At 61.1% G+C, this 23,719-nt stretch carries 24 protein-coding genes; 9 read left to right on the top strand and 15 right to left on the bottom strand.

All coding sequences use genetic code 11. The features are described from left to right. Positions 1–170: 170 nt before the first annotated feature. The 4 genes from AAF555_09040 to AAF555_09055 all read right to left on the bottom strand — a co-directional run bounded on the left by AAF555_09040 (position 171) and on the right by AAF555_09055 (position 5,689). Positions 171–902, bottom strand: coding sequence for a tetratricopeptide repeat protein (locus tag AAF555_09040; protein MEM6911716.1), 732 nt, complete (start codon positions 900–902; stop codon positions 171–173). A gap of 72 nt (positions 903–974) precedes the next feature. Continuing rightward, on the bottom strand, positions 975–1,562 hold the full coding sequence (nadD, locus tag AAF555_09045; protein ID MEM6911717.1) for a nicotinate (nicotinamide) nucleotide adenylyltransferase: 588 nt from the start codon (positions 1,560–1,562) through the stop codon (positions 975–977). Further along, a complete protein-coding gene (gene secA, locus AAF555_09050; protein ID MEM6911718.1) occupies positions 1,541–4,768 on the bottom strand; it encodes a preprotein translocase subunit SecA in 3,228 nt (1,075 codons plus the stop codon). The genes nadD and secA overlap by 22 nt, the downstream gene beginning before the upstream one ends. Before the next feature lie 129 nt (positions 4,769–4,897). Continuing rightward, positions 4,898–5,689, bottom strand: coding sequence for a ParA family protein (locus AAF555_09055; GenBank protein MEM6911719.1), 792 nt, complete (start codon positions 5,687–5,689; stop codon positions 4,898–4,900). Between the two features lie 58 nt (positions 5,690–5,747). Here AAF555_09055 and AAF555_09060 point away from each other — a divergent pair, with 58 nt between their 5' ends. Beyond that, the gene (locus AAF555_09060; protein MEM6911720.1) at positions 5,748–8,762 is read left to right on the top strand and encodes an SNF2-related protein; all 3,015 of its coding nucleotides are present in this window, start codon (positions 5,748–5,750) and stop codon (positions 8,760–8,762) included. 56 nt (positions 8,763–8,818) lie between these two features. Here AAF555_09060 and AAF555_09065 read toward each other — a convergent pair whose 3' ends face one another. From AAF555_09065 to AAF555_09090, 6 genes are all read right to left on the bottom strand, one after another. After that, the gene (locus AAF555_09065; protein ID MEM6911721.1) at positions 8,819–9,991 is read right to left on the bottom strand and encodes an ATP-binding protein; all 1,173 of its coding nucleotides are present in this window, start codon (positions 9,989–9,991) and stop codon (positions 8,819–8,821) included. A 66-nt stretch (positions 9,992–10,057) separates the two neighbouring features. Beyond that, positions 10,058–10,660 carry a nitroreductase family protein gene (locus tag AAF555_09070; GenBank protein ID MEM6911722.1) on the bottom strand — a complete coding sequence of 201 codons (603 nt, stop codon included), beginning with the start codon at positions 10,658–10,660 and terminating at the stop codon, positions 10,058–10,060. Between the two features lie 322 nt (positions 10,661–10,982). Beyond that, the gene (locus tag AAF555_09075; protein ID MEM6911723.1) at positions 10,983–12,209 is read right to left on the bottom strand and encodes an FtsW/RodA/SpoVE family cell cycle protein; all 1,227 of its coding nucleotides are present in this window, start codon (positions 12,207–12,209) and stop codon (positions 10,983–10,985) included. Between the two features lie 33 nt (positions 12,210–12,242). Beyond that, a complete protein-coding gene (locus AAF555_09080) occupies positions 12,243–13,034 on the bottom strand; it encodes a thiazole synthase (GenBank protein ID MEM6911724.1) in 792 nt (263 codons plus the stop codon). Between the two features lie 66 nt (positions 13,035–13,100). Continuing rightward, positions 13,101–13,958, bottom strand: coding sequence for a hydrogen peroxide-dependent heme synthase (gene hemQ / locus AAF555_09085; GenBank protein ID MEM6911725.1), 858 nt, complete (start codon positions 13,956–13,958; stop codon positions 13,101–13,103). Positions 13,959–13,964: 6 nt separating this feature from the next. After that, positions 13,965–15,068: a hypothetical protein gene (locus AAF555_09090; GenBank protein ID MEM6911726.1), complete on the bottom strand. Its 1,104-nt coding sequence runs from the start codon at positions 15,066–15,068 to the stop codon at positions 13,965–13,967. Positions 15,069–15,222: 154 nt separating this feature from the next. Between AAF555_09090 and AAF555_09095 the strand changes: the two genes are divergently transcribed. The 6 genes from AAF555_09095 to AAF555_09120 are packed head-to-tail and all read left to right on the top strand — an operon-like array spanning position 15,223 to position 17,875. Beyond that, complete coding sequence (locus tag AAF555_09095; protein MEM6911727.1) at positions 15,223–15,462, top strand: ferredoxin; 240 nt, start codon at positions 15,223–15,225, stop codon at positions 15,460–15,462. Beyond that, positions 15,459–15,830, top strand: a complete 372-nt coding sequence (locus AAF555_09100) for a DUF721 domain-containing protein (protein MEM6911728.1) — start codon at positions 15,459–15,461, stop codon at positions 15,828–15,830. Before AAF555_09095 ends, AAF555_09100 begins: the two co-directional genes overlap by 4 nt. A 4-nt stretch (positions 15,831–15,834) precedes the next feature. Next, a complete protein-coding gene (locus AAF555_09105) occupies positions 15,835–16,485 on the top strand; it encodes an HAD family hydrolase (GenBank protein MEM6911729.1) in 651 nt (216 codons plus the stop codon). Positions 16,486–16,528: 43 nt separating this feature from the next. Then, a complete protein-coding gene (locus AAF555_09110) occupies positions 16,529–16,882 on the top strand; it encodes a dihydroneopterin aldolase (GenBank protein MEM6911730.1) in 354 nt (117 codons plus the stop codon). Next, a complete protein-coding gene (locus tag AAF555_09115; protein ID MEM6911731.1) occupies positions 16,882–17,469 on the top strand; it encodes a sigma-70 family RNA polymerase sigma factor in 588 nt (195 codons plus the stop codon). Before AAF555_09110 ends, AAF555_09115 begins: the two co-directional genes overlap by 1 nt. 31 nt (positions 17,470–17,500) lie before the next feature. Continuing rightward, positions 17,501–17,875, top strand: coding sequence for a hypothetical protein (locus AAF555_09120; protein MEM6911732.1), 375 nt, complete (start codon positions 17,501–17,503; stop codon positions 17,873–17,875). A 55-nt stretch (positions 17,876–17,930) separates the two neighbouring features. On the opposite strand, the gene AAF555_09125 is transcribed toward AAF555_09120, so the two are convergent. The 5 genes from AAF555_09125 to AAF555_09145 all read right to left on the bottom strand — a co-directional run bounded on the left by AAF555_09125 (position 17,931) and on the right by AAF555_09145 (position 22,027). Then, entirely contained in the window at positions 17,931–18,437 is a 507-nt protein-coding gene (locus AAF555_09125; GenBank protein ID MEM6911733.1) for a hypothetical protein, read from the bottom strand. A gap of 109 nt (positions 18,438–18,546) precedes the next feature. Further along, positions 18,547–20,883 (bottom strand): NAD-dependent DNA ligase LigA, encoded by a 2,337-nt coding sequence (gene ligA / locus AAF555_09130; protein ID MEM6911734.1) that lies wholly within the window; start codon positions 20,881–20,883, stop codon positions 18,547–18,549. Positions 20,884–20,913: 30 nt separating this feature from the next. Next, positions 20,914–21,339, bottom strand: a complete 426-nt coding sequence (locus tag AAF555_09135; protein ID MEM6911735.1) for a VanZ family protein — start codon at positions 21,337–21,339, stop codon at positions 20,914–20,916. Next, entirely contained in the window at positions 21,336–21,626 is a 291-nt protein-coding gene (locus AAF555_09140) for a CopG family antitoxin (GenBank protein MEM6911736.1), read from the bottom strand. Before AAF555_09140 ends, AAF555_09135 begins: the two co-directional genes overlap by 4 nt. Continuing rightward, entirely contained in the window at positions 21,626–22,027 is a 402-nt protein-coding gene (locus AAF555_09145) for a hypothetical protein (protein ID MEM6911737.1), read from the bottom strand. The genes AAF555_09140 and AAF555_09145 overlap by 1 nt, the downstream gene beginning before the upstream one ends. 9 nt (positions 22,028–22,036) lie before the next feature. Between AAF555_09145 and cysS the strand changes: the two genes are divergently transcribed. Next, positions 22,037–23,467, top strand: a complete 1,431-nt coding sequence (gene cysS / locus AAF555_09150) for a cysteine--tRNA ligase (GenBank protein MEM6911738.1) — start codon at positions 22,037–22,039, stop codon at positions 23,465–23,467. A 10-nt stretch (positions 23,468–23,477) separates the two neighbouring features. Beyond that, the gene (locus AAF555_09155) at positions 23,478–23,711 is read left to right on the top strand and encodes a GlsB/YeaQ/YmgE family stress response membrane protein (GenBank protein ID MEM6911739.1); all 234 of its coding nucleotides are present in this window, start codon (positions 23,478–23,480) and stop codon (positions 23,709–23,711) included. Positions 23,712–23,719 lie beyond the last annotated feature (8 nt).

Consider the following 23,719-nt stretch of genomic DNA (forward strand, 5'->3'; position numbering starts at 1 on the left):
GGAGGTGTTGTGGGGAAGAGGCGCTGAAGCGCGGGGAAGGAAGAGCCGGTGTCTTTCGAGCCAGCGCTGCGTTGCTCCTCGGTTACGGTGCCTGCACCGCGCCCTCGTCGCGCCTTGGTCTGGCCCGAAATCCACTCGGCCATTCTACCAGCCAATTCTCCAGCTTGGTATTAGAGCGCGAAGAGCCAGCCGATCTCGGCCAAGGCGTCGTCGTAGAAGGTGAATTGCTCTTTCGAGAAGATGCGGGTGGCGGAGTTTCGCCACTCTTCACTCAGTTCCTCGTTCTCGTGGTAGTAGGCCCAGGCCATCTGGCTGTAGTAGAAGAAGGGAGTCTCTTCATCCACGCTGTAGGGGCGCAGGAGGGGTTCAGCTTTTTCAGGTTCCTCCAGCATGAGGTGACAGAGGAAGAGTTTGAAGTAGATGAAGTCCCGCGTTCCGGAGTCGATTTTAGGGTAGCGTTCGAGGAAGGTGGTGAAGCGTTCCCGGGCTTGCGAGTAGTCGCCCTGGACGTAGTAGATCTCCGCGAGGTTGAATTCGGTGGACCAGTAGGAGGGGTAGAGTTCGAGGGCCAATTGGAAGTATTCTTTGGCGCTTTCGAAGTCCCGCACATTGACATAACAGGCGCCCATGTGATTGAGAACGTCGGGGTGGTCGGGCACGATTTTCTGGGCCTCCCAGAGTTCCGCGATGGCGTCGATGAAGCGCTTTTGGCCGGAGAGGCGTCGGGATTTTTCCAAGTGATTGAGAAGGCGCTCCCGGTCGGCCAAGCTGAGGCCTTCCATGAGGGCGGCGATGCGCTCCTGGGTGAGCTGCAATTTCTCTTCCGAGGTCAAGTCCTGAGCCGCGCTGGCCAGGGAGAGGGCCAGGGCGAGCAGGAGAGCGAAAAACGAGATGGCTTTCATAGCGGGAGAGGGAGGGGTCTGCGAGTCTGCAAGAGGATGGGAGGGCTTGGGGAATTTTCCAGTGAATTTGCGTCACAAGCGCTGGCGATAGAGTTGCTGCTTTTCGATGAAGTCCTTGACCGCCGGCGGGAGGCTGTCCGGTGGGGCGGGGTCTCCTTGGGCGAGCGCTTCCCGGATCTGGGTGGAGGAGAAGGGGAAGGTCCCGGTCAGTCGCTGGTGGGGGTAGGGGTGCGAGGCCATTTCCTGGCCATCGCGCGCGAAGACCAGGAATTCGACGGTTTCGGCCAGCCGTTCGGGATGACGCCAGCGATCGAGCGCGTTCCATTGGTCGAGCCCGAGGAGCCAGTAGAGCTGGGCCCCCTTCCGCAGGTCTTGGAAATGGAGGGCGGTTTCCCAGGAGTAGCTGGGGGGGGGCGCTTGCAGCTCGAAGTCGCTCACGACGGCCTCTGGAAAGCCGGTCACGGCCAGGTGAAGCATGGCGAGCCGTTGGGCATCGCTCGCGATCGGGCCCTGCGCTTTGTGGGGAGAGCGCCGCGCGGGCAGGAACATGATTTGGTCGAGACCGGCTTGGGCGACGGCCGCGCGGGCCAGGCCGAGGTGGCCTGAGTGGATGGGATCGAAGCTGCCCCCGAACAGGCCTAGGCGTGGCGGCCGCAGCATTGCTTGTATTTTTTGCCGCTGCCGCAGGGGCAGGGCTCGTTGCGCCCGACCTTGGGCACATCCCGTTTGACTGGAATGGTGATTTTGGGTCCCTCGTTCTCGGCCGCCTGCGCGCCCCCTCCGCTGGCGAGGGCGGCTTCGGGAGTCTGCCCCGCGCCTTTCAAGCGAAATTGGTTGAGCCCGGCTTCGACGCCCCCTTGGCTTCGCTGTTGCCGAGAGAGCTTGAGCATTTGCTGGATTTCCATGAGGCGGGCCATGCCGCGGAAGAGGTTTTGGAGGGCGGCTTCCTTGATGTGGTCCATCAGGTCCACGAAGATGGCGTAGGCTTCGTGTTTGTATTCCACGAGGGGATCCTTTTGGCCCTGGGCGCGGAGGTAGACGCCTTCGCGGAGGGCATCCATATTGTAGAGGTGCTCCTGCCAGAGGCGGTCGATGGCTTCGAGGATGACGCGACGCTCAAAGTCTTCCACCAGCTCGGGGTCCTTGTGCTCGACATTCAATTGGTAGAGCTTGAGGATTTCGTCGATGAGGTAGCGGGCATTGCCCTCTTCGTCCCGGCTTTCCAACTGGGCGTCGTCTTTTTTGAGACCGAGCGGGAAGGTGGTGTTGGCCCAGGCCAGGAGGGCTTCGGTGTCGGCACCCGCCTCGCCTTCGCTCTCGGCATCCAGGTCTGGCTGGTAGTATTCAGCGACCTTGCGGGGAACGGCTTCTTCCAAGACTTCCACGATGAGCTGCCGGGGCTCTTCGGCTTCCAGCACTTCATTGCGGTATTCGTAGACCACGGTCCGCTGCTGGTTCATGACGTCGTCGAAATCGAGGACGCGTTTGCGCATCATGTAGTTGCGCTGCTCGACCCGCTTTTGCGCGGTTTCGACCGATTTGTTCAGCCAGGGGTGGGAGAGTTCCTCCCCTTCATCGACGCCGAAACGCTCCATCATTTTGGTCATGCGCTCGGCGGCCGCGAAGTTGCGCATGAGGTCGTCCTCAAAGGAGATGAAAAAGACGGAGGCGCCAGGATCGCCCTGGCGGGCGCAGCGGCCGCGGAGTTGGCGATCGACGCGCCGGGACTCATGCCGCTCGGTGGCGATGACTCGGAGCCCTCCCAATTCTTCAACGCCTGGACCCAACTTGATGTCCGTTCCACGCCCCGCCATGTTGGTGGAGACGGTGATGGCGCTTTTGAGGCCGGCTCGGGAGACGATTTCGGCTTCCTGGCGGTGGTGTTTGGCGTTCAGGACGGAGTGGGGCAGTTTTTCCCGTTTGAGCATGCGGCCGAGGGTTTCGGAAGATTCCACACTAGCGGTGCCCACCAGGATGGGTTGCCCTTTGGAGTGAGATTCCTTGATGGCTCCCAATACGGCGCTGTATTTTTCGCGCCGGGTTTTGAAGATTTTGTCGTTTTCGTCTTGGCGCTGATTGGGGCGATTGGTGGGGACGACGAGGACGTCCATGCCATAGATGTCGTGGAATTCGGAGGCCTCGGTTTCCGCGGTCCCCGTCATCCCGGCCAGCTTTTCATACATCCGGAAGTAGTTTTGGATGGTGACGGTGGCGAAGGTCTGGGTTTCGCCCTCGATCTTGACGCCTTCCTTGGCCTCGACCGCTTGGTGCAAGCCGTCCGACCAGCGACGACCAGGCATTTTCCGCCCGGTGCTGGGATCGACGATCATGACTTTCCCGTCTTCGACCACGTAATCCACATCCTTTTCGTAGATGCAGTAAGCGCGCAGCAATTGGCTGATGTTGTTGATGCGCTCGGCTTGGAAGTCCATTTTCCGCTGGAGCTCGTCTTTCTTTTGGACTTTTTCCTGGGCGGTGAGGGCGGCGTCCCCGTCGATGACGGCGAAGGAGTCGGCCAGATCCGGCAAGGTGAAGGCTTCTGGGTCTTCCGGGTTGAGGAAGGTGCGGCCTTTTTCGGTGAGGTCGGCGTCGTGCGCCTTTTCATCCATGGCGAAGAAGAGATCTTCTTTCAGCCCGTAGAGTTGCTTCTTCTGGGGGTCCTGGTAGAGTTCGAGTTCGGCTTTTTCCATGGCCGAGCGCAGAAGCGGGTCTTCCATGGCGCGGAGGAACCCGCGGTTGCGAGGCTGCCCGCTTTTGACTTGGAAGAGCTTGCGGCCGGCTTCGCCCAGGTCTTCTTCCTGGGCGGCTTTTTTCGCCTCGGTCACGAGGCCATTGCAGAAGACGGTCTGCTTTTTTACGATCTGGTCCACGAGGGGCTTGAAGCGATCAAATTGGTGAGAGCCGACGGTGGAGGGCCCGCTGATGATGAGGGGCGTGCGGGCTTCGTCGATGAGGATGGAATCGACTTCATCAATGATGGAGAAGAAGTGTTCGCGCTGCACCTGATATTGCTTGGACGGCGCCATGCCGTTGTCCCGCAGGTAGTCGAAGCCAAACTCGCTCGCGGTGCCGTAGGTGATGTCGCACTGGTAGGCCTCCCGCCGCTGGTCTGGCGGCATTTGGTTTTGGATGACGCCGACTTCCAAGCCGAGGAACTTGAACAGATAGCCCATCCATTCGCTGTCCCGGCGGGCGAGGTAATCATTGACGGTGACGACGTGCACGCCCTTGCCGGTCAGGGCATTCAAGTAGGTGGGAAGGGTGGCCACGAGGGTCTTGCCCTCCCCCGTCTGCATCTCGGTGATCATGCCTTCGTGCAAGGCCATGCCGCCCAAGAGCTGGACATCGAAGTGAACCATTTCCCACTTGACCGGGTGGTCGCTGACCTTCCACTCCTGGCCGCAGAGGCGGCGGGCGGCGTTTTTGACGACCGCGAAGGCTTCGGGCAGGGCTTCGCCCAAGAGATCTTTGATGGTGTCGGGAAATTGCTCGCTCGCTTCGGTGAATTCGGTCTTGGCTTGCAAGAGCGCTTCGATGAGCTCGTCTTTGGCGGCGGCGGGGTCGACCGAAGAAGAGAGAGAAGGGTAGAACTCACGCAGGCCCTCCATCTTGGTGGCGACTGCTTGCCCCAATTCCTTGAGGGGCGCGTCTTCCCATTTCTCCAGCTTTTCGCGAATGGGGATCTGGGGGTCGTGAAAGAGGGCGAATTTCTCCTGCCAAGCCTTGGTGAATTCCTTCAGCACAGAGTCGGGCTGCTCTTGCAGAGTTTCCTCGATTTCATTGATCCGGAGGACTTTGGGCCAGAGCTTTTTGATGGTGCGTTGGTTGCGTGAGCCAACGATTTTTTTCAGGATCCACTGAATCATGGGAAACGGGTCAGACTGAGCGTTGCAGGTAGAGGTGAGGGGAGGGAACTTGGGGCAATCGCCTACTGGCGCAAGGAGCAATCCCGACCTGAAAGGAGCGCCCTCGTGAGCAAGAATTCCCTGGAAAACCTAGGCCGTGAGGGGGGCCGTGGCCGCCCGATGGCGCCGCAAGAACTCCGAGGCCAGACTGCGGTAGGCGGCCGCGCCGGCGCTGGTGGAGTCGTGCTCAATGATGGAGAGCCCGTGACTGGGGGCCTCGCCCAAGCGGATGGAGCGGGGGATGAAGGTGTCGTAGAGTTGCTCCGGAAAGTGGGTCCGGACTTCGTCCATGACTTGCCGCCCGAGGTTGGTGCGGTTGTCCAACATGGTCATGAAGATGCCTTCGAGAATGAGGTCTGGGTTGGCCCCGGATTGGCGGATTTCTTCGCTGACGTGGACGATCTTGGCCAAGCCCTCGAGTCCAAAGAACTCTGCTTGGAGAGGGATGAGCAGTTCATCGGCCGCCGCTAGCGCGGAGGTCATGAGGATGCCGAGCGAGGGGGGGCAATCCAGGAGGACAAAATCGAAGGCAGCCTTCTCCCGCATGGGTTGCAGGATTTCGCGGAGCCGTGTCAGGTGATTGGACATCCGCGCGACTTCGATTTCGGAACCCGAGAGGTCCAGCTCGGAGGGGATGATGGAGAGGTGCGGGAAACGGGTAGCAAGGATGAGGGATTCCACGTCTCCGTCGGCCACTAGGGGACCGTAGAGACTACGGGCCTCGCCGGTATCGAGACCCAAGCCACTGGTGGCATTGGCTTGCGGGTCGAGATCGATCAGCAGGACGCTTTTTTCCAATTCGGCTAGGCAGACCGAGAGATTCATCGCTGTGGTGGTCTTGCCGACTCCTCCTTTTTGGTTGGCGATGGCGACGATCTTCATGGTGGAGGAGAAAGCTTGAACCTGCTCGGCACCGGACCAAAGTCGAGCGGAAATTCCCATGGAGGAGATCGACGAGAAATGGCTCCAAGAGATTGGCGGATGGCCGGTTTTCAAGGAGGCGAGGACGCTGGTGGAGCAGGGGCGCGTGCGGGTGGCCTCCCGAGAAGGGCGCGTCTACCGCGGGCAAATCGAGGTCGGCGGCAAGCCGCGACGGGCCGGCCTGAGGGTGAATTCCCGGACCGATGTGGACAATCTCTGCCCCTGTCCCGAGAGCCGCCGCTATGGGAAGATTTGCGGGCACTCGGTAGCGATCGCTCTCTGGTGGTTGCGGCATGGAGAGAAGGGTGCCGAGACCCCCGCTGCCCAGCCCAGCCCCCCGCGCAGGACTCCGGGCGCGCCCAGCGGACCGAGGCCTCGATTGCAGATCGAAGTCTCCCCCGATTTTGCAAATCGCTGGGAACGTGGTTTGCCCATTCAAGTCAAGGAATGCTCAGGGCTGGGCGAGGAAACGCCCGATGCCCTCCTGGCTCTCATGATGCGGTGGCAGGTCGCGCACTTGCCGGCCGTCCTGGGCCTCGACGGAGCCCAAGCGGAGGCCCTGCTGACGGCCTTGGCGGGCACTCGCCAGAGCTTGCTAGCGGACGGGCGGGAGATCCAGGTGGGAGAGTTTCCGCTGCGCCCTCGCTTGCGGCTCGAGCGAGCCGGGAAGACCCTCCGTCTGGAATTCGAGCCTTTGTCCGAGGAGGTGGTCTTCCTGGAATCGGAGGCAGGCGGCTGGGTCTGGTTTCCCAGCGAAGGCAGTCTGCTCCGCTGGCCGACCGGCCAAGGATTTTCAGCCGCGGTCTGGGGGGAACTCTCCGAGGCGGCCTGGAACGGGGAGGTTCTCGAGCGAGACTTGCCCTGGGCCTTTCGCGAGGGCGGCTTGCTCGAGGACCATTTTCAGATGGTGGGTGAGGATTGGCGACAGGCTCTGCCGCTGGAGCGAGGGGAGCCGGAGTTCGCCCTGGAACTAGAGGGCAGCACCAACGCGCTCGATGGCAGGCTGCGAGTGGCTTATGGCGAGCGGTCTCGGCCCTGGGGGGAATGGACGGACGAAGCCTTTCCCTTGGAGCAAGGCGAGCGGTGGCTTTTGCGCCATCAGGAAGCAGAAGAGGCAGCGCAGAAGCGTTTGGCAGGGGCGGGTTTTGCCTTTCGCGATGGTGTCTTCCGGCTTCGGGGAGAGAGGCAAATTCTGCGGCTCCTGGCCCATTTCCTTCCGCAGTGGGAGCAGGAATGGACGATTGGCCGAGGGGAGCGTTTGAAGTTTGTCGCTTCCAAGATCGACTTCGTGCGTCCCTCCGTCCGGCCGATGGCGGGGGCTTGGGGAGAGGACGGACTTGGCTTTGAACTTTCTTACGTTGGGGCCGGCCATTCGCTCGGGGCGGGAGAAATCGCCCGTCTGGTGCAGCTCGGTCGCAACCATTACCAGACCAAAGGCCAGCGGCGGGTGGTCGTCGATCTCGACGCCTGTCAGGAGATGGAGGAACTCTTCGGAGATCTCGATGCGGAACAAACCGCGCCCGGCGTCTTTGCCGTTCCCAGGCAGCAGGCTGCGTTTCTCGAAAGGGCGGTCGGCCTCTCGTCGGGAGGGCCGCGGCCCCAGGAGGTCGATCTCAGTCCGCTGGGCCACTTGGCCGAGACCCTGCGCTCTTACCAAAGAGAGGGCGTAGGCTGGCTCCATGCCACGAGCCAGCGCTTCGGTGGGGTCATTTTGGCGGACGACATGGGCCTCGGCAAAACGCTCCAGACGCTGTCCCTTCTTGAACTGGTTTTGCAAGAAGAGGGAGGCACCGGGCTGGTGGTCTGCCCGACTTCGCTCCTGGAAAATTGGCGCTCGGAAGCGGAGCGGTTTTTGCCCAAGCGCAAGGTGCTCGTGATGCATGGGGGCAAGCGACATGAGTATTTCGAGGTCCTGGAAATGGCCGATCTGGTGGTGACGAGTTATGGCTCACTCTGGCGTGATATTGAACGCTACCAAGAGCGCGAGTTCGCGGTGGTGGCGGCAGATGAGGCCAGCCTCTTGCGCAATCCCAAAGCCAAGATCACGCGGGCGATTTGGAAATTGCAAAGCCCCCGGAAAGTGGCCCTGACGGGCACGCCAGTGGAAAACTCGGTCCGCGATCTCTGGGCCATTTGCCAATTTGCCGTTCCCGGCTATCTGGGTGGGGCCAAACATTTTCAGGATCGCTATGAGAAGCCTCTCACGGCGGAGCCACCCGACGAGGGGGCCGCTCGACGCCTCCAGACCCGGATGGAGCCCATTCTCCTGCGCCGGCGAAAACAAGAAGTGCTTCAGGAGTTGCCCGAAAAGCTCGAGAGAATCGAGTTCTGCGAGCTGACCTCGGTCCAGCGCGAGGTCTACAACGAGCTTCTCCGGCAAGCTCGCAGCCAGTCGGCCGAGGCGGTCAAGTCGCTCGGCTTCCGGCAGGCGCGGATGTCCATTTTGACGGCGCTCCTACGGCTGCGGCAGGCCAGCTGCCACTTGGGGCTGGTGGACGAGAAGCTGGCCCGGGACCCGGGGGCCTCGGCCAAGTTGGACCGCCTGCTGGAGCTTTTGGAAGAGGCCTTGGCGGGGGGGCATCGAGTGCTTCTTTTCAGCCAGTTTGTCAGCATGCTGTCCCTCTTGCGGGAAGCGCTGGCGGAGCGATCGATCGCCTACGCTTACCTCGATGGCCAGACCCAAGACAGGGGGAGCGAGGTGGCTCGCTTCCAGAATCCGGAGGGTCCTCCTGTCTTCCTCATCAGTCTGAAGGCGGGGGGCTATGGATTGAATCTGACGGCGGCCGACACCGTGATTCACTTCGACCCTTGGTGGAATCCGGCCGTGGAAGCCCAGGCCACCGATCGCGCCCATCGGCTCGGTCAGCGAAAGGCCGTGACCGCTTGCAAACTCATCGCGCGGGAGACGGTCGAAGAGCGCATCCTGGCTCTTCAAGCGAAGAAGCAGTCTCTCATTGAGACGGCGGTCAATGACCTGCAACCCCTGATGAAGGGGTTGAGTGAGAGTGATTTGAAGGAATTGCTGGAGTGGTGAGTTTTGGGTTTCGGGGTTCGGGCGGGAGGGAGAGAGATTGAGTTGGTGGCTGGGTATTAGCGGGCGATGATGCTGGGGATGTCGGGAAGGGAGAGGGCTTCGATGTCTTCAGCCAGGGGGTGGCGATTGCGAGTTCGGCAGAGAAGGCTGATCGCTGTTTTCTCGGGGAATTCCTTTCGGATTTTGGGGAGACTTCCCAAGTGGGTGGGACTCTCGGACCATTTGGCGTCGATCAGTTGGAAACGACCTGCCTGATGGAGGAGGAAGTCCGCTTCTTTAGTCCGATCTCGCCAATAGTGAAGTTGCCAGCGGTCAGTCAGGTCCAAGAGTCGACGAAGTTCGCTGAAAACAGTGGACTCCCAAAGCGCGCCGATCAGTGGGGATCGATAGAGATCGGACTCCTGCCGAAGGCCCATGAGGTAGGCGCAAAGACCGCTGTCGAGGAAATGAAGTTTGGGAGATTTGACGATGGATTTGGTCCGATTTGAGAACCAAGGCTCCAACAGAGCGATGATGCCAGATCTCTCAAGCACCGAAAGCCATTGGGCCGCGGTGGAAGGGGCGATGCCCACGTCCCGCGCGAGTTCTGCGCGATTGAGTACTTGGCTGGTCCGCAGAGCGCACGCTCGCAGGAAACGTTCAAAGTCCCTCAAGCTACCGACTTGCAGCTGGCTGCGGAGGTCTCGTTCGAGATAGGTCGCGATGTAGGAACGATAAAAAGAGGCACTTTCGATTTTCGGATTCTGGTGGAGTTCCGGGTAGCCCCCTCGGAGGACGAATTGCTCGACTGAGAGATTCGGATACACGGTCGAGATTTCCGCGTAGGAAAGACCGCCTAACTTGAGGATGGCGGCGCGGCCGGCCAGCGTTTCGGAGACGCCCTGCATGAGTTCGAAGGGCTGGGAACCTGTGAGGATGAATTGCCCATAACGAAGTCGATGGCGATCCACTTCGGTTTTGAGGTGCCGAAGCAGAGTCGGCGCATACTGCACCTCGTCGACGAGGAGAGGGGCAGCGTGCCGAGCTAAGAACGCTTTGGGGTCGGCCTCGGCTTGGGCGGCTTCGCTGGGGAGATCGAGCGAGACATAGTGGTGCTCGGGAAAGAGTCGGCGAACTAAGGAGGTTTTCCCCGTTTGGCGTGCCCCTGTCAGGACAATCGCTGGGCGAGTGGCAGCCTCCTTTTGCAGAAGGGCTTCCATCAACCTGGGAATCCAGATCATGCAAATCATTCGATCCAATCGAATGATTTGCAAGTTTTGAGCGACGGACGCCCTCGCTTCCCGTTCTCTACAGAATCAGAATTTGTCGTAGATCACGACTTTCTCATCGGAGAGGCGGGGCCCTCGGTCCCAGGCGGGCTGGGCCATTTTGCCGACCGGGATCATGAAGCTGAGGATGGTGCCTTGGGGGAGATTCACGAGTTGGGCCACTTTTTCGGCATCAAAGCCAATCATGGGGCAGGAGTCGTAACCGAGCCCTTTGGCAGCCAGCATGAGGGTCATCCCGGCCAGGGCGCTGGAGCGGATGGCTTCGTCGCGGATGAGCTGGTCCTTGCCCTCGTAAAAGGGCTGGATCATGGGCCCGAGGATGTCCTGGACTTCCTGAGGCGCGTGGCCCCAGTAGTGGGCGGGGTCTTCCAGGTGGGCCTGGAGGTCGGCGCAGAGAAGAAAGAGGACGCTGGCGTCGGTGACTTGGGCCTGGTCCCAAGCTTCGGCGCGGATTTGTTGACGAAGCTCCTTGTCGCGAATCACAAGCAGGCGGTAGTTCTGCATGTTGAAGGAGGAGGGGGCCAGTTTGGTGAGACGGATCAGCTCGGTGAGGTCCTCCTCAGGCATGACGTGCTCGGGGTCATAGTGCTTGATGGAGCGGCGTTCGTGGATGGCTTCGGTGACGGTCATAGTTCTTTTGGATTGGCGACTAGCAGGAAGATCCAAAGATCAGGCAGGATGGCAAGTGCCAGCCCGGGTAATTGGTTTCGCGGTCGTTTTGCCACTGATACCAACCTCCAGAATTCACTGGAAGAATGGAGGGAAGGTGTTGTGGGGAAAAGGCGCTGAAGCGCGGGGAAGGGAGAGCCGGAGTCTTTCGAGCCAGCCCTGCGTTGCTCCTCGGTTACGGTGCCTGCACCGCGCCCTCGTCGCGCCTTGGTCTGGCCCGAAATCCACTCGGCCATTCTACCAGCCAATTCTCCAGCTTGGTATGAGATCCGGTCGCTTGGGATCACAGCCCGTAGTTGATGTGCCCGGGCGCGACGTACTGCTGGGGCGGGGCGATTTCGATTTCCTCTTCCGCTTCGAAGCCGCCCCCGCGATGAATCCAGACACTCTGGACCACTCCCAGGAGGAAGAAGATGACGACCGCGAAGGTCCCTCCGTAGCTCACGAGCGGCAGCGGGATGCCCGTGATGGGAACCTGGAGCAGACACATGCCGATGTTCTGGTAAACGTGCATGAAGAGGAGGGCGACGACCCCTGCCACCAACAAGCGCCCGAATTCATCCCCGCTGTAAAAGGCCACGTAGAGGCAGAGCAGGACGAGGAAGACGAGCGCAAGAATGAGAAGCGAGCCTCCGGTGAAGCCGAATTCCTCGGCGATGACGGCGAAGACGAAGTCATTGATGGCGGTGTCCTTGGGAATCAGGCCGAGGGCGTGGATGGAGTGGGTGGAGAGAAAGCCTTTTCCTTCCCAGCCGGCCGAGCCGATGGCGCGGACGACGTTGTAGGGGGCGTAGGCGGTTCCCTGGGTATCGACTTCTTCCCCTTTGCGGAGGGCGATCCAGTCTTCGATGCGCGCTTTGCGGGTATCACTCAGGCCGAAGTAATAGAACCAGGGCAGGATCATGGCGGCCAGGAGCCCGATCGCGATGAGATAGCGGAAAGGACAGTTGCCCACCAAGAGGATGGCGGCGGTGGTGGGAATCCAGACGGCGGCCGAACCGACATCGCCTCCTCCCACCAGAACCAAGGCGAAAGGCAAGAAGGCAAAGGCGCCCGCCACCAGTAGTCGGATGAAGGGATGGACCAGCCATTTATGAAGCCCCGGCAGGAAGGCCATGATCATACTGAGAAGGATGATGCCGGAAGCGATGGCCAGTTGGGAGGGCTGAAAACTGAAGCCCGCGATCGAGAGCCACGCTTTGCTGCCGCCGATTTCCTCGCCTTGGAGTGCCACCACGACCAGCAAGATGACGGAGGCGAGATACATAGGAATCCCAACCCACTTCAGCCAGCGGTAGTCGATCAGGGCGGTGGTGAAGAAGACGACGAGCCCCACCCCGATCCAGATCCGCTGTTTTTTCCAAGCTTCTGCGATGGCGGCGGGGGTGTTTTCCCAGGCGGGGTTGTTTCCCGCGCTGTAGATGGCCACCACGCCAAAGACCGCCAGTCCGACCGCCACCAGGACGAGCAACCAGTTGAGCGCGAGAATCTTGCGGAGGAGAAGAGTCATGGCTCTGCGAAGGCGGCGGCTCGGCCCCGAGCTTCAGTTCAAAAATCCGGTGAGAGGGCTGGTGGCGGAAGCGCGGACTCCGGTTTCGGGGATGCCACATTCGTAAGCGGCCCGACCGGCCTCCACGGCCAGGCGGAAGGCGGAGGCAATGCGCACCGGGTCGTCGGCCACCGCGATGGCGGTGTTGATGAGGACGGCGTCGGCCCCCATTTCGAGGGCAGCCGAGGCATGGCTGGGCAGGCCGAGGCCCGCGTCCACGATGACGGGGACGGTGGCTTGATCGAGGATGATTTCAATCTGACCGCGGGTCTCGAGCCCGCGGTTCGTGCCGATGGGGGCTCCCAGGGGCATGACGGCAGCGGTGCCCACGTCTTGCAACCGTTTGGCGAGGACGGGATCGGCATTGATATAAGGCAGCACGGTGAAGCCTTCTTTCACGAGCGTTTCCGCGGCCTGCAAGGTCTCGATGGGATCGGGCAGGAGGTAGGTAGGGTCGGGGTGAATCTCCAGTTTGACCCATTTCGGCATGCCCGCCACATGGGCCAGGCGGGCTAGGCGCACGGCTTCTTCCGCATTCATGGCGCCGCTGGTGTTGGGCAGGAGGAGATACTTTTCCGGATCGATGAAGTCGAGGATGTTGGCGTAGGGATCGCCCTTGCCGCTGAGGTCGGCGCGGCGGAGGGCCACGGTCACCAACTGCGTGCCGGAGGCCGCCAAGGCGGCTGCCATCGTTTCCTGGGAGGAGAATTTTCCGGTGCCCACCAGCAAGCGGGACTGAAAGGTCCGGTCGCCAAGGGAGAGAGGCTGGTTTGAGAGAGAGCCCATGGGTGCGGTGGGTGTCCTGCGAGAGGGCCGCTCAGGCGGCAGAAAGGCCAAAGTAGGCTCCGAAGCTTACAAGGCAAGTCGGCGGAAGAGCTGGTCGAGCGGCAGTTGGATCCCTATGTAGAAGTCACCGAACTCGGCGTAGCGGGCGCTGACTTCATCAAAGCGCATTTCGTAGACGATGGCCTTCACATCGAAGCTGTCTTTGGCAAAGAGCGTCACGCCCCACTCCGCTTCATCGAGTCCGGTGGAGCCGGTGATAAGCTGCCGGATCTTCCCTGCCCAGCGCCGCCCGACTGCGGCATGCCCTTTCATAAGAGCCTTCCGGGTCGCGAAGTCGAGGGCATACCAGTTGTCTTCGGCCGAGCGGCGCTTGAACATGTTGTAAAAACAGAAGACCGGCCAATCGGGGAGATGGGGGTAGAGGCGATCCTGACCATATTTTTTCATGCGTTGGTCAAAGTCCTGGAGGGCTTCTTCCAGTTCGGGAGAGCCTGCTGCGAGACCCCGTTCGGCGGATAGAGAGGCGGTGTAGTCTTCCCGGCTGGTGGTGTATTCGCTCGATTCGGTGAGCGAGAGGTAGCTGTAGGCGGCTTGCAAGGTCTCCGCGCCGAAGGAGATGGAGAGTTGTTTTTCGAATTCGTTCAGTTTGTGCAAATCAGGTGTCAGCAACATGAGGCCGAGGTCCGCTTTGGGCGAGACCATGCTGAAGGTGAGAAGTTGCGTCTCGGCGGTCGCTCGGATTTCCTGGACCAAGCGACTGAAGTCCGTCTTGGCCTCCCGGCGTTCTTCCTCGCTCATGAGGCTCCAGTGGGAGCGATCGATCTGGTAGAAGAGATGGAGGACATGCCAGCCCTCCTGGGGCCGGAGAACGGTTAGGGTCTCTTGGTCTTGGTTCGGAAGGGAGGATTCGGTGGAGGAGTCCATGAAGGGTCAATCGGGCTTTTTCCGCCCTGAGATGCGGGTGACAAAGAGTTCTCGAAAGCTTTCGGCATTGCCCCCAATCTCGCGGCTTTCGAGGACGCGCAGGCTCCAGGGGTCCTGGAGACCTTGTTCGTAGCCCAGAAATTCTCCGGCCCGCTCGAAGCCAAGGGTGCAGACGGCTCGGCCATTCCCGTTGGCGAATTCGCCATTTTGGACGACCAATCGGACGGTGTCGCCAATCTGACGACCTCGCTCGAGTCCGCGACTGGGGCCATGGAAGAAGACGCGCAATTCGCCCGTCGCTCGGCTGCCCGGGGCCAGCTTGAATTGGACCACCGGGACCAGCTCCATCCCCGGACGCACGCCGAGGTCCTCTCCGGGTAGAGGCTTTTTCCAGTAGGTCTGGACGTCGGCCAGCTGGAAGACTTCTCCGGTGAGGGGCAACTTGAGCGGGGCGTCCAGGGACGAGTCCTCCTGGATATGAAGCTGTCCCAACATGGTGTTGATGGCCCAGAGTCCTCCCGCGATGAGCACCACGAAGACCACGATGCTGGAGACGAGCTCGGCGGTCGAAAGTCGTTTCCAAAAAGGGCGCTTTTCGGCGGCGGCGGCCCTTTCTGGCTCGGTTTCCGACCTGGCTTGGGCTTGAGACGAGCCGGGCTCCGTCGCAGGCGATTCCTTGGTGCTGGTCTGGGGGCTGGTCTCGGCCGAGGGCGGCTTGGCGGACTCTTTGGCGGGAGTCTCTCGGGGCGGGGCCGGACGGGTTGGTGAAGGGTCGGTCCGAGGTTGAGGCTTGAGGGTATTTTTGGTGGAGTCGTCGTCCAGGTCCTCCAACTCTCTAGTGCGAGCGCCCTGTGAGAAGACCACTGGTTCGGGCGGGGCCTTTTTTTTGGGCAAGGCCACGGGGGCTTTCTTTTCGACTCCGCGGGGCTGCGGGGTGAGTTCGCTCGGTGGAATTTTGACTTCGCCCAAGGGTTCCAGTTCCTCCTCGTCGATCTCTTCGAGAGGCTTTTTCTCGACCGGGCTGGGGGCGGCCTCGGCTCTCTCGAGCGCTGGCTTCTCGCTCGCGTCCTCCGCGGTTTTTTTGGGGTCCGGTGCGTTCGAATCGCTCATGGGTGATGACGAAAAAAGGGGCCGCCACTCTCTGCCGCAGGCCCAGGAAAAGCCAAGCCAAAGTTCAAGCAATCCCGAGCCGACGAGGAGAGGAAGAATCCCTTGAAACCGTGGCCGGGAAACCTACCCTTTCGCTCAATCGTTTCTGGAGGATATGGCCGAGGTCGAAAATCGTTACGAGATCAACATCGACGGGGATTTTTATGTCGATGACCAGTGCATCGACTGTGATCTTTGCCGCGAAACCGCGCCCGAGAACTTCGGGCGGGAGGACGATGAGGGGCATTCCTTCGTCCACAAGCAGCCGCAATCCGAGGAAGAGAAAGCGCTCTGCATCGAGGCCATGGAGGGATGCCCGGTGGAGGCCATCGGAGACGATGGCGGGGTGGCATGAGGGAGCGGCGACCTCTCACTCTGAGGCAACGAGCGCTTTTGGAATGGCGCGGGAGCTTGCCTTCGGATCCCGGCCGGGAAACGGCCAGACCGCTCTCCCAAACCTTGCCGGGTGTGTTCCGTTCTCTCGGCCTGGAGGAGAGGGTGGATGGGGAGGAAGTCTCTCAGATTTGGCGCGAGGTGGTGGGGCCTTTCCTGGCCCAGCACAGTTCGCCGGCCAGCTTTCGCCGTGGGACGCTCCGGATCCGCGTTTTGCAACCAGCCGTGAGGCATACGCTGGAGCACCTCCTGAGGTTGGAGATCGAGGAGAAACTCCGGGCTCGTTTGGGGGCCGATCGTCTCCAGCAAGTGCGGTTCACTCTTGGCTAGCGTCATGTTCCGCAATCTGCTTCTCGATTGGTCGGGCACCTTGGCTGACGACCTCCCCCCGGTGATCGAGGCCACCAATGGAGTTCTCCGCCATTTCGGCCAAGCGGAACTCAATCGCGAGCAGTTCAAGGCCCGCTTTCAACTGCCCTTCGCCCGCTTCTATCAGGAGATCCTCCCAGGGGTTCCCATGGAGGAGCTGGAACCGATTTTCCAGGATCACTTCCGAGCCTCGGACCAGCCCGTCACCATCCTGCCGCAGACGCTCGGTTTTTTGGAGGCCTGTCGCCTCCGGGGCCGGCGGCTCTTCATTCTTAGTAGCGCTCACCAAGAACATCTCGACGAGCAAGTCTGGGCGCTGGGCCTGGCTGCGTTTTTTGAGAAGGTCTATGGAAGCGTCCGGGACAAGCGGGAGCGCATTCTTCACCTTTTGGAGGACCACGACCTCGATCCCCAGGAAACCGCTTTCATCGGGGACATGCAGCACGATGTGGAGACGGCCCGTCATGCGGGGGTGCGCTCGATCGCCGTGCTGACCGGCTACAACTCGGAGGCCATGCTGCGGGAGGCCAAGCCGGACCACCTCTTCGCCAACTTGGATGGGGTCCTCGCTTGGTGGACTGAACAAGCCGGCCAGGACTTTCTCGCAAAAGATTGAACGAGTTCTTGCGAAGGCGGTCAGAAGGCAGGGAAGTGCCAAGATGACCGCAGGCTGTATTCGCATTCACGAACTGGAGTTGCCAACTTACATCGGGGTGCCCGAGGAGGAGCGGGCCACCCAGCAGGTGGTGCGCGCCTCGGTGAATCTCTTCCCCCGCGGTGGCCTCGAAGGACTGGGCGATGAGATGGAGCGTTCGTTGGATTACTATGTCGTAGCGCAGCGTCTCAAGGCCCTGGCCGCTCAGAGAGAGCGCAAACTGATCGAGACCTTGGCGGAGGATCTGGTGGAGGGTCTCTGGGCGGAGTTTTCACTCCGGCGGGTGGAGGTGGAACTCCGAAAATACATTCTACCGGACGCGAGCTACGTCTCCGTCTCGCTGGTGAGAGAGAATTGATGGCGAGTCGGGGGACAGATGAGGACGGGGAGCTGGTGCGCCGGGCGCAAGGCGGAGACACCACCGCCTTTGATGAATTGGTCCTCAAGCACACCGCTCGGCTCTACGGCCTGATTTATCATATGACTTCTCATCGAGAGGACGCGGATGACCTCTTGCAGGAGGTGTTTGCCAAGGCCTACCGGGCACTCCGGCGCTTTCGAGGACAGGCCCGCTTTTCGACCTGGATTCACAGCATCGCGCTCAATATGACCCTCAATCACCTCAAAAAGCGCAAGCGACGCCAGGAGTGGTCGCTCGCAGACATGAACCCGGCGGTGGGGGAGAGTCCCGAGTTTTTGGAAGCCAGCAGAGCGGCCGATCCGGAGCGCGCTTTCGATTTGCGGGCTCTTCAGGAAACATTGAACGAGGCTCTCCAACGATTGTCTCATGATCACAGAGCAGTCGTCACCCTGCACGATATCCAAGGCATGCCGCAGGCCGACATCAGTCGCGTGCTCGGCGTTTCTTCGGGCACGGTGCGATCCCGCCTGTTCTACGCCCGCCAGCAATTGCAAATCTCCTTGAGCGACTTTCTCCCCCATTGACCTGGGCCCTGGGCCTGCCAAGCTCTTCCCATTGAACCATCCGACACCAGACGAGTCCCTGACGAAGCTTCTCCGTCTCAAAGCCCAGGAGCAGCCGCCTGAGGGCTATGCCGAGGAGGTGCTGACGAGGGTCCAGCTGCGACAGCGAGAAGATCTCTTGCAGCGAAGTGCTCGCGGGCTGCTTTGGGAGCGCGTTGGAACCTTTCTGGACAGCCTGGGTCGACGCCGGGTGGTCTACGCCCTGGCTTTGCTCTATCTGGCGGTGGTGGTGGGTCTCTGGACCGGGCTGACTCGCTTCCCAGTCAGCGCCCCAGGTGCCGGAGCCCAACCGGTCCACTTGGAAACCGTGACCCCGCCCACGCCTCCGGCCGAAGAGGAGGGAGTCCCTGGAACCAAGGAACTATGAGGCTGCCTTCTCCAAGGCAGGCTGCCGTTCTGCCAGGGGTTACGGCAGCTTGGCCTCAGGGAGCCACTTCTTCGAGCGCGCCCAGGGCTTGGAGGCGTTTCTCGGCTTCTTCTTGCGAGAGCCGGAGCAGCTGCATGGCGGGAATGGCGGGGTTCTCCTCGCGGGGCTGGAGAAGGATTTTGTCATCGGCGAGGAAGGTGACGGTGGCTTCTTCCGGTCCGTCTGCTTGGCTCTCCATGAGGATGTCGAGCTCCTTCAACTCGGGCCGCGAGGCCTTGACCGAGTAGTCGCCCCCATCGAAGCCGTCCGGGGTGTAAGCCCCTCCGGTTCCGTCTTCAGCGAACTGCATGACGATTTGATTGAGCATGGGAGCGATCTGCTGCGCGAGTTGCTCCTCGGTCACTTGGCCGGCCGCGAGCGCTTCGGCGGCTTGCTCCTTGATCATTTCCAGAAAGAAGTCGCCATCGAGGCCCCAGTAGCCAACGAGCTTTTTCTCGAGGTCTTCTGCGTGGAGGGCCTGCGGGAGGGTGAGGGCGAAGAGGAAAAGAAGGGTAGATTTCATCAATTTCATAAGGAAGAGACGTCGTGGAGTGGCTCAAGAGGGATGGTGGGGTGAGTTAGAGAACAGGTCAAAGCCTTGCTGAGGGAAAATGAGCTGGTGGGGGGGTGGCCTAGGCTTGTTCCCACTGGATGAATTGGTTCTCTTCAATGACTTCGACGCCCAGTTTGGCGGCTTTGTCTCGTTTGGAGCCCCCTCCTTCTCCGGCCAGCAAGTAGTCGGTGTTTTTGCTGACGCTGCCGGTGACCTTGCCCCCCGCGGCCTCGATGCGAGACACGAAGACTTCGCGGCTTTGGGAGAGCGCGCCCGTCAGGACGAAGGTCTTCCCGGCCAGGGGAGAGGAGGGTGAAGCGGCCGTGGAAGGGGGGGTGGGGGCGAAGTTTTCGGAAGGCGGGGTGATCCCGAGCTCGGCCAGAGTTTGCCGAACTGCTTGGCCGGGTTCGGAAGCAAAGAAGTCGAGCACGCTGCCAGCCGCGACCGGTCCCAATTCGGGCTGGATGTGGAAAGGTTCGATGCGGGCTGTCCGGATTTCGATTTCGTTTTTGAGGGAGTCGTGTTGCTGTTTGCGACTTTCCTTTTCTGGCTCGTCTCGGGGGGGGCGCTCTTTGTTGCGGGGCGAGATGAGTTTGCGCTCCTCCTCGAGGTCGGCGATTTCGACGAGGGTTCGGAGGGTAAGGCTTTCGGCGATGGCTTCGAGGGAGGGGTGCAGCCGGGCCAGTTCCTTGGCGGTGGCTTCGCCGACTTGGTGGATGCCCATGGCGAAGAGCCAGCGGTGGAGCGGTAGCTCATCGATGGCTCGTTGCAGGCTGCGGCGAATGAGCTGGGCTTTTTTCTCGCCTAAACGACGCGGCTTGGACTGCTTGCCTCCTTGGAGACGGGCCGGTTCCAGTTCGAGGTTGGCCAAGTCTTCTTCGGTCAAGTGAAAGAGGTCGAGAGGGGACTTGGTGAGACCGCTTTCGACTAGTTTTTCCGCGACCGACTCGCCGATGCCTTCGATATCGAGCGCTTTGCGGGAAGCAAACTGGCGGATGCGACTGACGGCCTGGGCCGGGCAGGTGAAACTGGTGCAACGGTGAATGACGATGGTGTGGTCGAGCCCATCCCGCTTCACGTGGTTCTCCTCCCGCTCGATCGGGCCGTGGCATTCGGGGCAGCGGTGCCCGACGTGGGCCGCTAAATCAAAGGGCCGGCTTTCCGCTGGCCGCTGTTGGCCGATCCATTTGAGGACTTCCGGAATGATTTCGCCGGATTTGTGGAGGAGCACGGTATCGCCAATCCGCAGGCCCCTTTCCCCTCCATCTGAGGGGAGAGATTGGATGAACGACTCATTGTGGAGCGTGGCCCGCGAGACGGTCGTGCCCGAGACGAGAACCGGTTCCAGATCTGCCACTGGGGTCAGCTTTCCGGTCCGACCTACCTGGATGAGGATTTGGTTCAATTTCGTTTCTTTTTGCTCCGGCTTGAACTTGTAGGCGGCGGCCCAGCGGGGGGCACGTGAGGTGGAGCCGAGTTCTTCGCGACGCTGGCGATCGAGAAGCTTCACGACCGCCCCATCGGTCCCGTAATCGAGGTCATGACGAAAGGCATCGAGCTGGCGCACGCAGGTCAGAAGGCTTTCGAGGGTTTCCGCCAGGAAGACGGGCTGATTGCGGGGGATGGCGAGAGAATCCAGCAGGGAGAAGAAGTCCTCTTCGGTGGCCAGGTCAGGGCCTTGGTAGGCACCCAGTCCGTGAGCTAAAAATTGGAGCGGGCGAGTGGCCACCATGCGGGGGTCGAGCTGCTTGAGGGTGCCAGCGGTGGCATTGCGCGGATTCTTGAAAAGCGGCTCTCCTTTTTCTTCTCGCCGGGCATTCATCTCGAGAAAGCCAGTCGAGGGCATGAAGATTTCGCCACGAATCTCGAGGAGTTCGGGCAGCTTCTCCGCGGAGAGCACGAGGGGAATGCTGCGAATGGTCCGCACGTTTTCCGTAATGAGATCCCCGGTGCTGCCGTCTCCTCGCGTGGCGGCGTAGGCGAGCTGGCCTTGGCGGTAGACGAGGGAGACGGCCACGCCGTCGATCTTGGGCTCGATGGAGACGCCGACTTTTTCCTCTTGGAGATTTTTCTGCAAGCGCCGGTAGAACTCGACTAGCTCCTGCTCGGCGCAGTCGGCCCCGCGAGCTTGCTGTTCCTCGGCATCGAGCTCGAAGACGTCGTCGATGCTTAGCATCGGGAGCAGGTGAGCGATGGAGTCAAACCCCTCGAGGGGCGCTCCGCCGACTCGTTGGGTGGGGGAGTTCGGGCTGGCCAGCCCGGGAAAGTCTTTCTCCAGACCTTCGAGTTCGCGGAAAAGTTGGTCGTATTGACTGTCAGTGATTTCCTCCGCGGCCTGCTGGTAGTAGAGACGGTTGTGGTGCTCCAGCTCCTGAGAGAGCTGCTGGATGCGGGCTTGCGCTTCGTCTTCAGTCACCAGTCTTCCAACTGCGAAAGGGAGCGGAAATCAAGCGGCACGCTGAACCACCCGCTGAAAAAGCGGCCAGAGGAAGCGGCCCAAAAATCCCCCGGCCAAGGCGCCCAAGACGTCGGCCACCCAGTCGCCTACATCCTGGCCACTTCGTCCCGGGGTGAAGCTTTGGTGCCATTCATCGAGCCACCCCACCGCGGCTCCCAGAAGCGCGCAGAGAAAGAGAGCCCGGGACCGGCTCACCGGATAGCCCCCGGCCGCCAGCGCCAAGAGCAAGCCCGTCCCCCCTCCGGCGAAGTAGAGAAAGTGGGCGATTTTGTCGGAGAAGGGGAGCTCCGGTCCCTCTGTTTGAGGGAGCGGGGCGGAGGACAGGAGGTAAAGAAGGACGGCCCAGGCCAGGAGGGCACCGACCCATAAGCGGGTCGTCAGAAGCAGACCGAGAAGGCGAAGGCGGGGAGTCAATTTCCGAACTTGTTGGCTTCGTCTTCCAGGCGCTCGCTCAACCACTGCTTCATCATGCTCTGGTAATTGAGGAAGCGGGAGCGGGCGATCCGCTTGATGCGGGCCAGGAGCCGCGGATCGAAGCGGAGGGTGATGGTGGTGGACTCCCGATTGTCCGCTTTGTGGAGGGCGGCGTTCATGAGCCGTGAGTCCAGGCCATGCCCTTCCCAGAAGGTGACTTCGGCTTCTTCGTTCTCAAAGGTGGGCACTTCGTCCCACTGGGCGATGGTGTGAAGTTCGGTCGACATCAGAGGAGAGATTCGGCGTTTTTGCGTTGGTAGAAGGCGAGTTCGTCCGGGGTCATCTCCCTGGCCACCAGCACCCGGTAGCGTTTTCCATTGGTCCAGAAGAGGCTAAAGATGGCGCGGTTTTCGAGGCTCTTGCCGAGGTTGAAATAGCGGGCTTCTTTTTGGCCGTAGTCGCTATCCGGGAGAAACTTGAGAGAAAAGGGATCTTCGAAGGATTCTTCGACCTCTTTGGTGGGCAAGTCTTTCTCGGTGAATTGATTCCAATCGAACTCCATGAACGCAGAAGGGGGCGGGTCGCGCGGGCGATTTCGGGCGATTTGTTTCGGAAAGGCAAAGGATTCCCCGCGATCCCGAGACGGGCAAGGGAAAAGGCCATTGCAATCCCTTGCCAGCCAACGCATGGGGAGCCCATGCCGCTGCGCCTCTATGACACCCGCTCGCGAGCGCTGCGGGAACTGAAGCCGATCGCTGAGACCTTTCGCTTCTACTGCTGCGGTCCCACGGTCTATGGGCCGGCCCACATCGGCAATTTCCGGACGTTCGTCGTCCAGGATGTGCTTCGTCGAGTGCTCGAGCTTTCCGGCACCCCGACCCAGCATGTGCGCAACATCACCGACGTGGATGACAAAACCATTCGCGATTCCCAACGAGCCGGCCAACCGCTGGGTGAGTTCACGGCGCACTGGCTGGAGCGATTTCGCGCCGACAGCCAGGCCCTTGGTCTCCTCCCTCCGCACGAGGAGCCGAGCGCGGTGGCTCATCTGCCACAGCAGATCGCCATGATTGAGCGCTTGGTGGCCAAGGGGCATGCCTACCAAGGCGCGGATGGATCGGTCTACTTCCGAGTGGGGAGCTTTCCCGGCTACGGTGGCCTTTCCCGGCTCGACCAGCGGGAGCTCCGTCTGGGAGCCACGGCCACCGACTCGGACGAGTATGAAAAAGACGCTTTAGCTGACTTCGCCCTCTGGAAAGCTCGCAAGCCTGAGGATGGGGAAAACTTTTGGTCCAGCCCGTGGGGGGAAGGCCGCCCCGGCTGGCATCTGGAGTGCAGTGCCATGTGCGAGGAATATTTTGGCGAGGAATTCGACCTCCATTCCGGCGGCATCGACCTCGTTTTCCCGCACCACGAGAATGAAATCGCCCAGAGTTGCTGTGCCAACGGCGGGGCCTTTGCCCATCACTGGCATCACGTGACCCACCTCCTGGTGGACGGCGGGAAGATGAGCAAGAGCTTGGGGAATCTCTACACGGTGGAGGATCTGGCCAAGGAAGGGTTTCCGCCGGAACTCGTCCGCTACGTGCTGGCCAGCGGCTACTATCGTCGACCGCTCAACTTCACTTTCGAGTCCCTGGAAGCAGCCCGAAGCTCTCTCCATCGCTTGGAAGCGCTGGAACGAGAACTGGCCGAGAGAGTGGGTCCCGGGACCCCTCCCAGCCTGGCGGAGGGGATCGGCCTCCGGCACGGAGGCGTTTTCCAGCCGGCCTGGGAAGGGTTGCTGGACGATCTCAATGCGCCTTTGGCCCTGGGCAAAGTGTTCGGGGGAGCGAAGCAGGCTTTGGCGGCCGAGGATGCGGAAGTCCAGTGGCGCGGACTCTGGCGAATTCTGCGAGCCCTCGGACTGGCCTTCCCTGAAAAGGCCGAGGCGGAAGCGCCCGCGGAGGTCCGGGATTTGGCCCAAAAGCGCTGGGAAGCCAAGCAAGCCAAGGATTGGGGGGTAGCGGATGCCCTGCGAGAACAAGTGACGGCCCAGGGTTGGATCATCAAGGACACGCGGGACGGCTTTGAACTGGTGGCGAAGGAAAGCCAGTCCTTGAATCCGGCAAGATCAGATCAAGGATGAGTTCATGGTGATGGAATTTTTTTGGTTTCTTCTGGTGGGCTTGGTCGCCGGGATGGTGGCCTCGAAAGTCATGCGCGGAAAGCGCTTGGGCCTTCTCAAGTCTCTCGTCCTCGGAATGATCGGAGCGGTCTTGGGTGGCTTTCTCTTCCGACTCTTGGGACTGGGCCCCACCAATCTGATCGGAGAATTGGTGGCAGCCTGCGCCGGGGCGGTCCTGTTTCTCTGGCTTTTGCGGAAGTTTTGACTTCCTCC

It is taken from the genome of Verrucomicrobiota bacterium (assembly GCA_039027815.1).
Taxonomy (GTDB): domain Bacteria; phylum Verrucomicrobiota; class Verrucomicrobiia; order Verrucomicrobiales; family JBCCJK01; genus JBCCJK01.

What these genes read in the sequence shown, in the direction of transcription:
- AAF555_09115 (MEM6911731.1), top strand. Translation starts at nt 16,882, where the DNA reads ATGGCGAGTCGGGGGACAGATGAGGACGGGGAGCTGGTGCGCCGGGCG.
- AAF555_09060 (MEM6911720.1), top strand. Translation starts at nt 5,748, where the DNA reads ATGGAGGAGATCGACGAGAAATGGCTCCAAGAGATTGGCGGATGGCCG.
- cysS (MEM6911738.1), top strand. Translation starts at nt 22,037, where the DNA reads ATGCCGCTGCGCCTCTATGACACCCGCTCGCGAGCGCTGCGGGAACTG.
- AAF555_09095 (MEM6911727.1), top strand. Translation starts at nt 15,223, where the DNA reads ATGGCCGAGGTCGAAAATCGTTACGAGATCAACATCGACGGGGATTTT.
- AAF555_09140 (MEM6911736.1), bottom strand. Translation starts at nt 21,626, where the DNA reads ATGTCGACCGAACTTCACACCATCGCCCAGTGGGACGAAGTGCCCACC.
- hemQ (MEM6911725.1), bottom strand. Translation starts at nt 13,958, where the DNA reads ATGGACTCCTCCACCGAATCCTCCCTTCCGAACCAAGACCAAGAGACC.
- AAF555_09055 (MEM6911719.1), bottom strand. Translation starts at nt 5,689, where the DNA reads ATGAAGATCGTCGCCATCGCCAACCAAAAAGGAGGAGTCGGCAAGACC.
- AAF555_09145 (MEM6911737.1), bottom strand. Translation starts at nt 22,027, where the DNA reads ATGCGTTGGCTGGCAAGGGATTGCAATGGCCTTTTCCCTTGCCCGTCT.
- AAF555_09090 (MEM6911726.1), bottom strand. Translation starts at nt 15,068, where the DNA reads ATGAGCGATTCGAACGCACCGGACCCCAAAAAAACCGCGGAGGACGCG.
- AAF555_09040 (MEM6911716.1), bottom strand. Translation starts at nt 902, where the DNA reads ATGAAAGCCATCTCGTTTTTCGCTCTCCTGCTCGCCCTGGCCCTCTCC.
- AAF555_09105 (MEM6911729.1), top strand. Translation starts at nt 15,835, where the DNA reads ATGTTCCGCAATCTGCTTCTCGATTGGTCGGGCACCTTGGCTGACGAC.
- AAF555_09110 (MEM6911730.1), top strand. Translation starts at nt 16,529, where the DNA reads ATGACCGCAGGCTGTATTCGCATTCACGAACTGGAGTTGCCAACTTAC.
- AAF555_09155 (MEM6911739.1), top strand. Translation starts at nt 23,478, where the DNA reads ATGGAATTTTTTTGGTTTCTTCTGGTGGGCTTGGTCGCCGGGATGGTG.
- AAF555_09075 (MEM6911723.1), bottom strand. Translation starts at nt 12,209, where the DNA reads ATGACTCTTCTCCTCCGCAAGATTCTCGCGCTCAACTGGTTGCTCGTC.
- AAF555_09070 (MEM6911722.1), bottom strand. Translation starts at nt 10,660, where the DNA reads ATGACCGTCACCGAAGCCATCCACGAACGCCGCTCCATCAAGCACTAT.
- AAF555_09065 (MEM6911721.1), bottom strand. Translation starts at nt 9,991, where the DNA reads ATGATTTGCATGATCTGGATTCCCAGGTTGATGGAAGCCCTTCTGCAA.
- secA (MEM6911718.1), bottom strand. Translation starts at nt 4,768, where the DNA reads ATGATTCAGTGGATCCTGAAAAAAATCGTTGGCTCACGCAACCAACGC.
- AAF555_09125 (MEM6911733.1), bottom strand. Translation starts at nt 18,437, where the DNA reads ATGAAATCTACCCTTCTTTTCCTCTTCGCCCTCACCCTCCCGCAGGCC.
- AAF555_09080 (MEM6911724.1), bottom strand. Translation starts at nt 13,034, where the DNA reads ATGGGCTCTCTCTCAAACCAGCCTCTCTCCCTTGGCGACCGGACCTTT.
- AAF555_09100 (MEM6911728.1), top strand. Translation starts at nt 15,459, where the DNA reads ATGAGGGAGCGGCGACCTCTCACTCTGAGGCAACGAGCGCTTTTGGAA.
- nadD (MEM6911717.1), bottom strand. Translation starts at nt 1,562, where the DNA reads ATGCTGCGGCCGCCACGCCTAGGCCTGTTCGGGGGCAGCTTCGATCCC.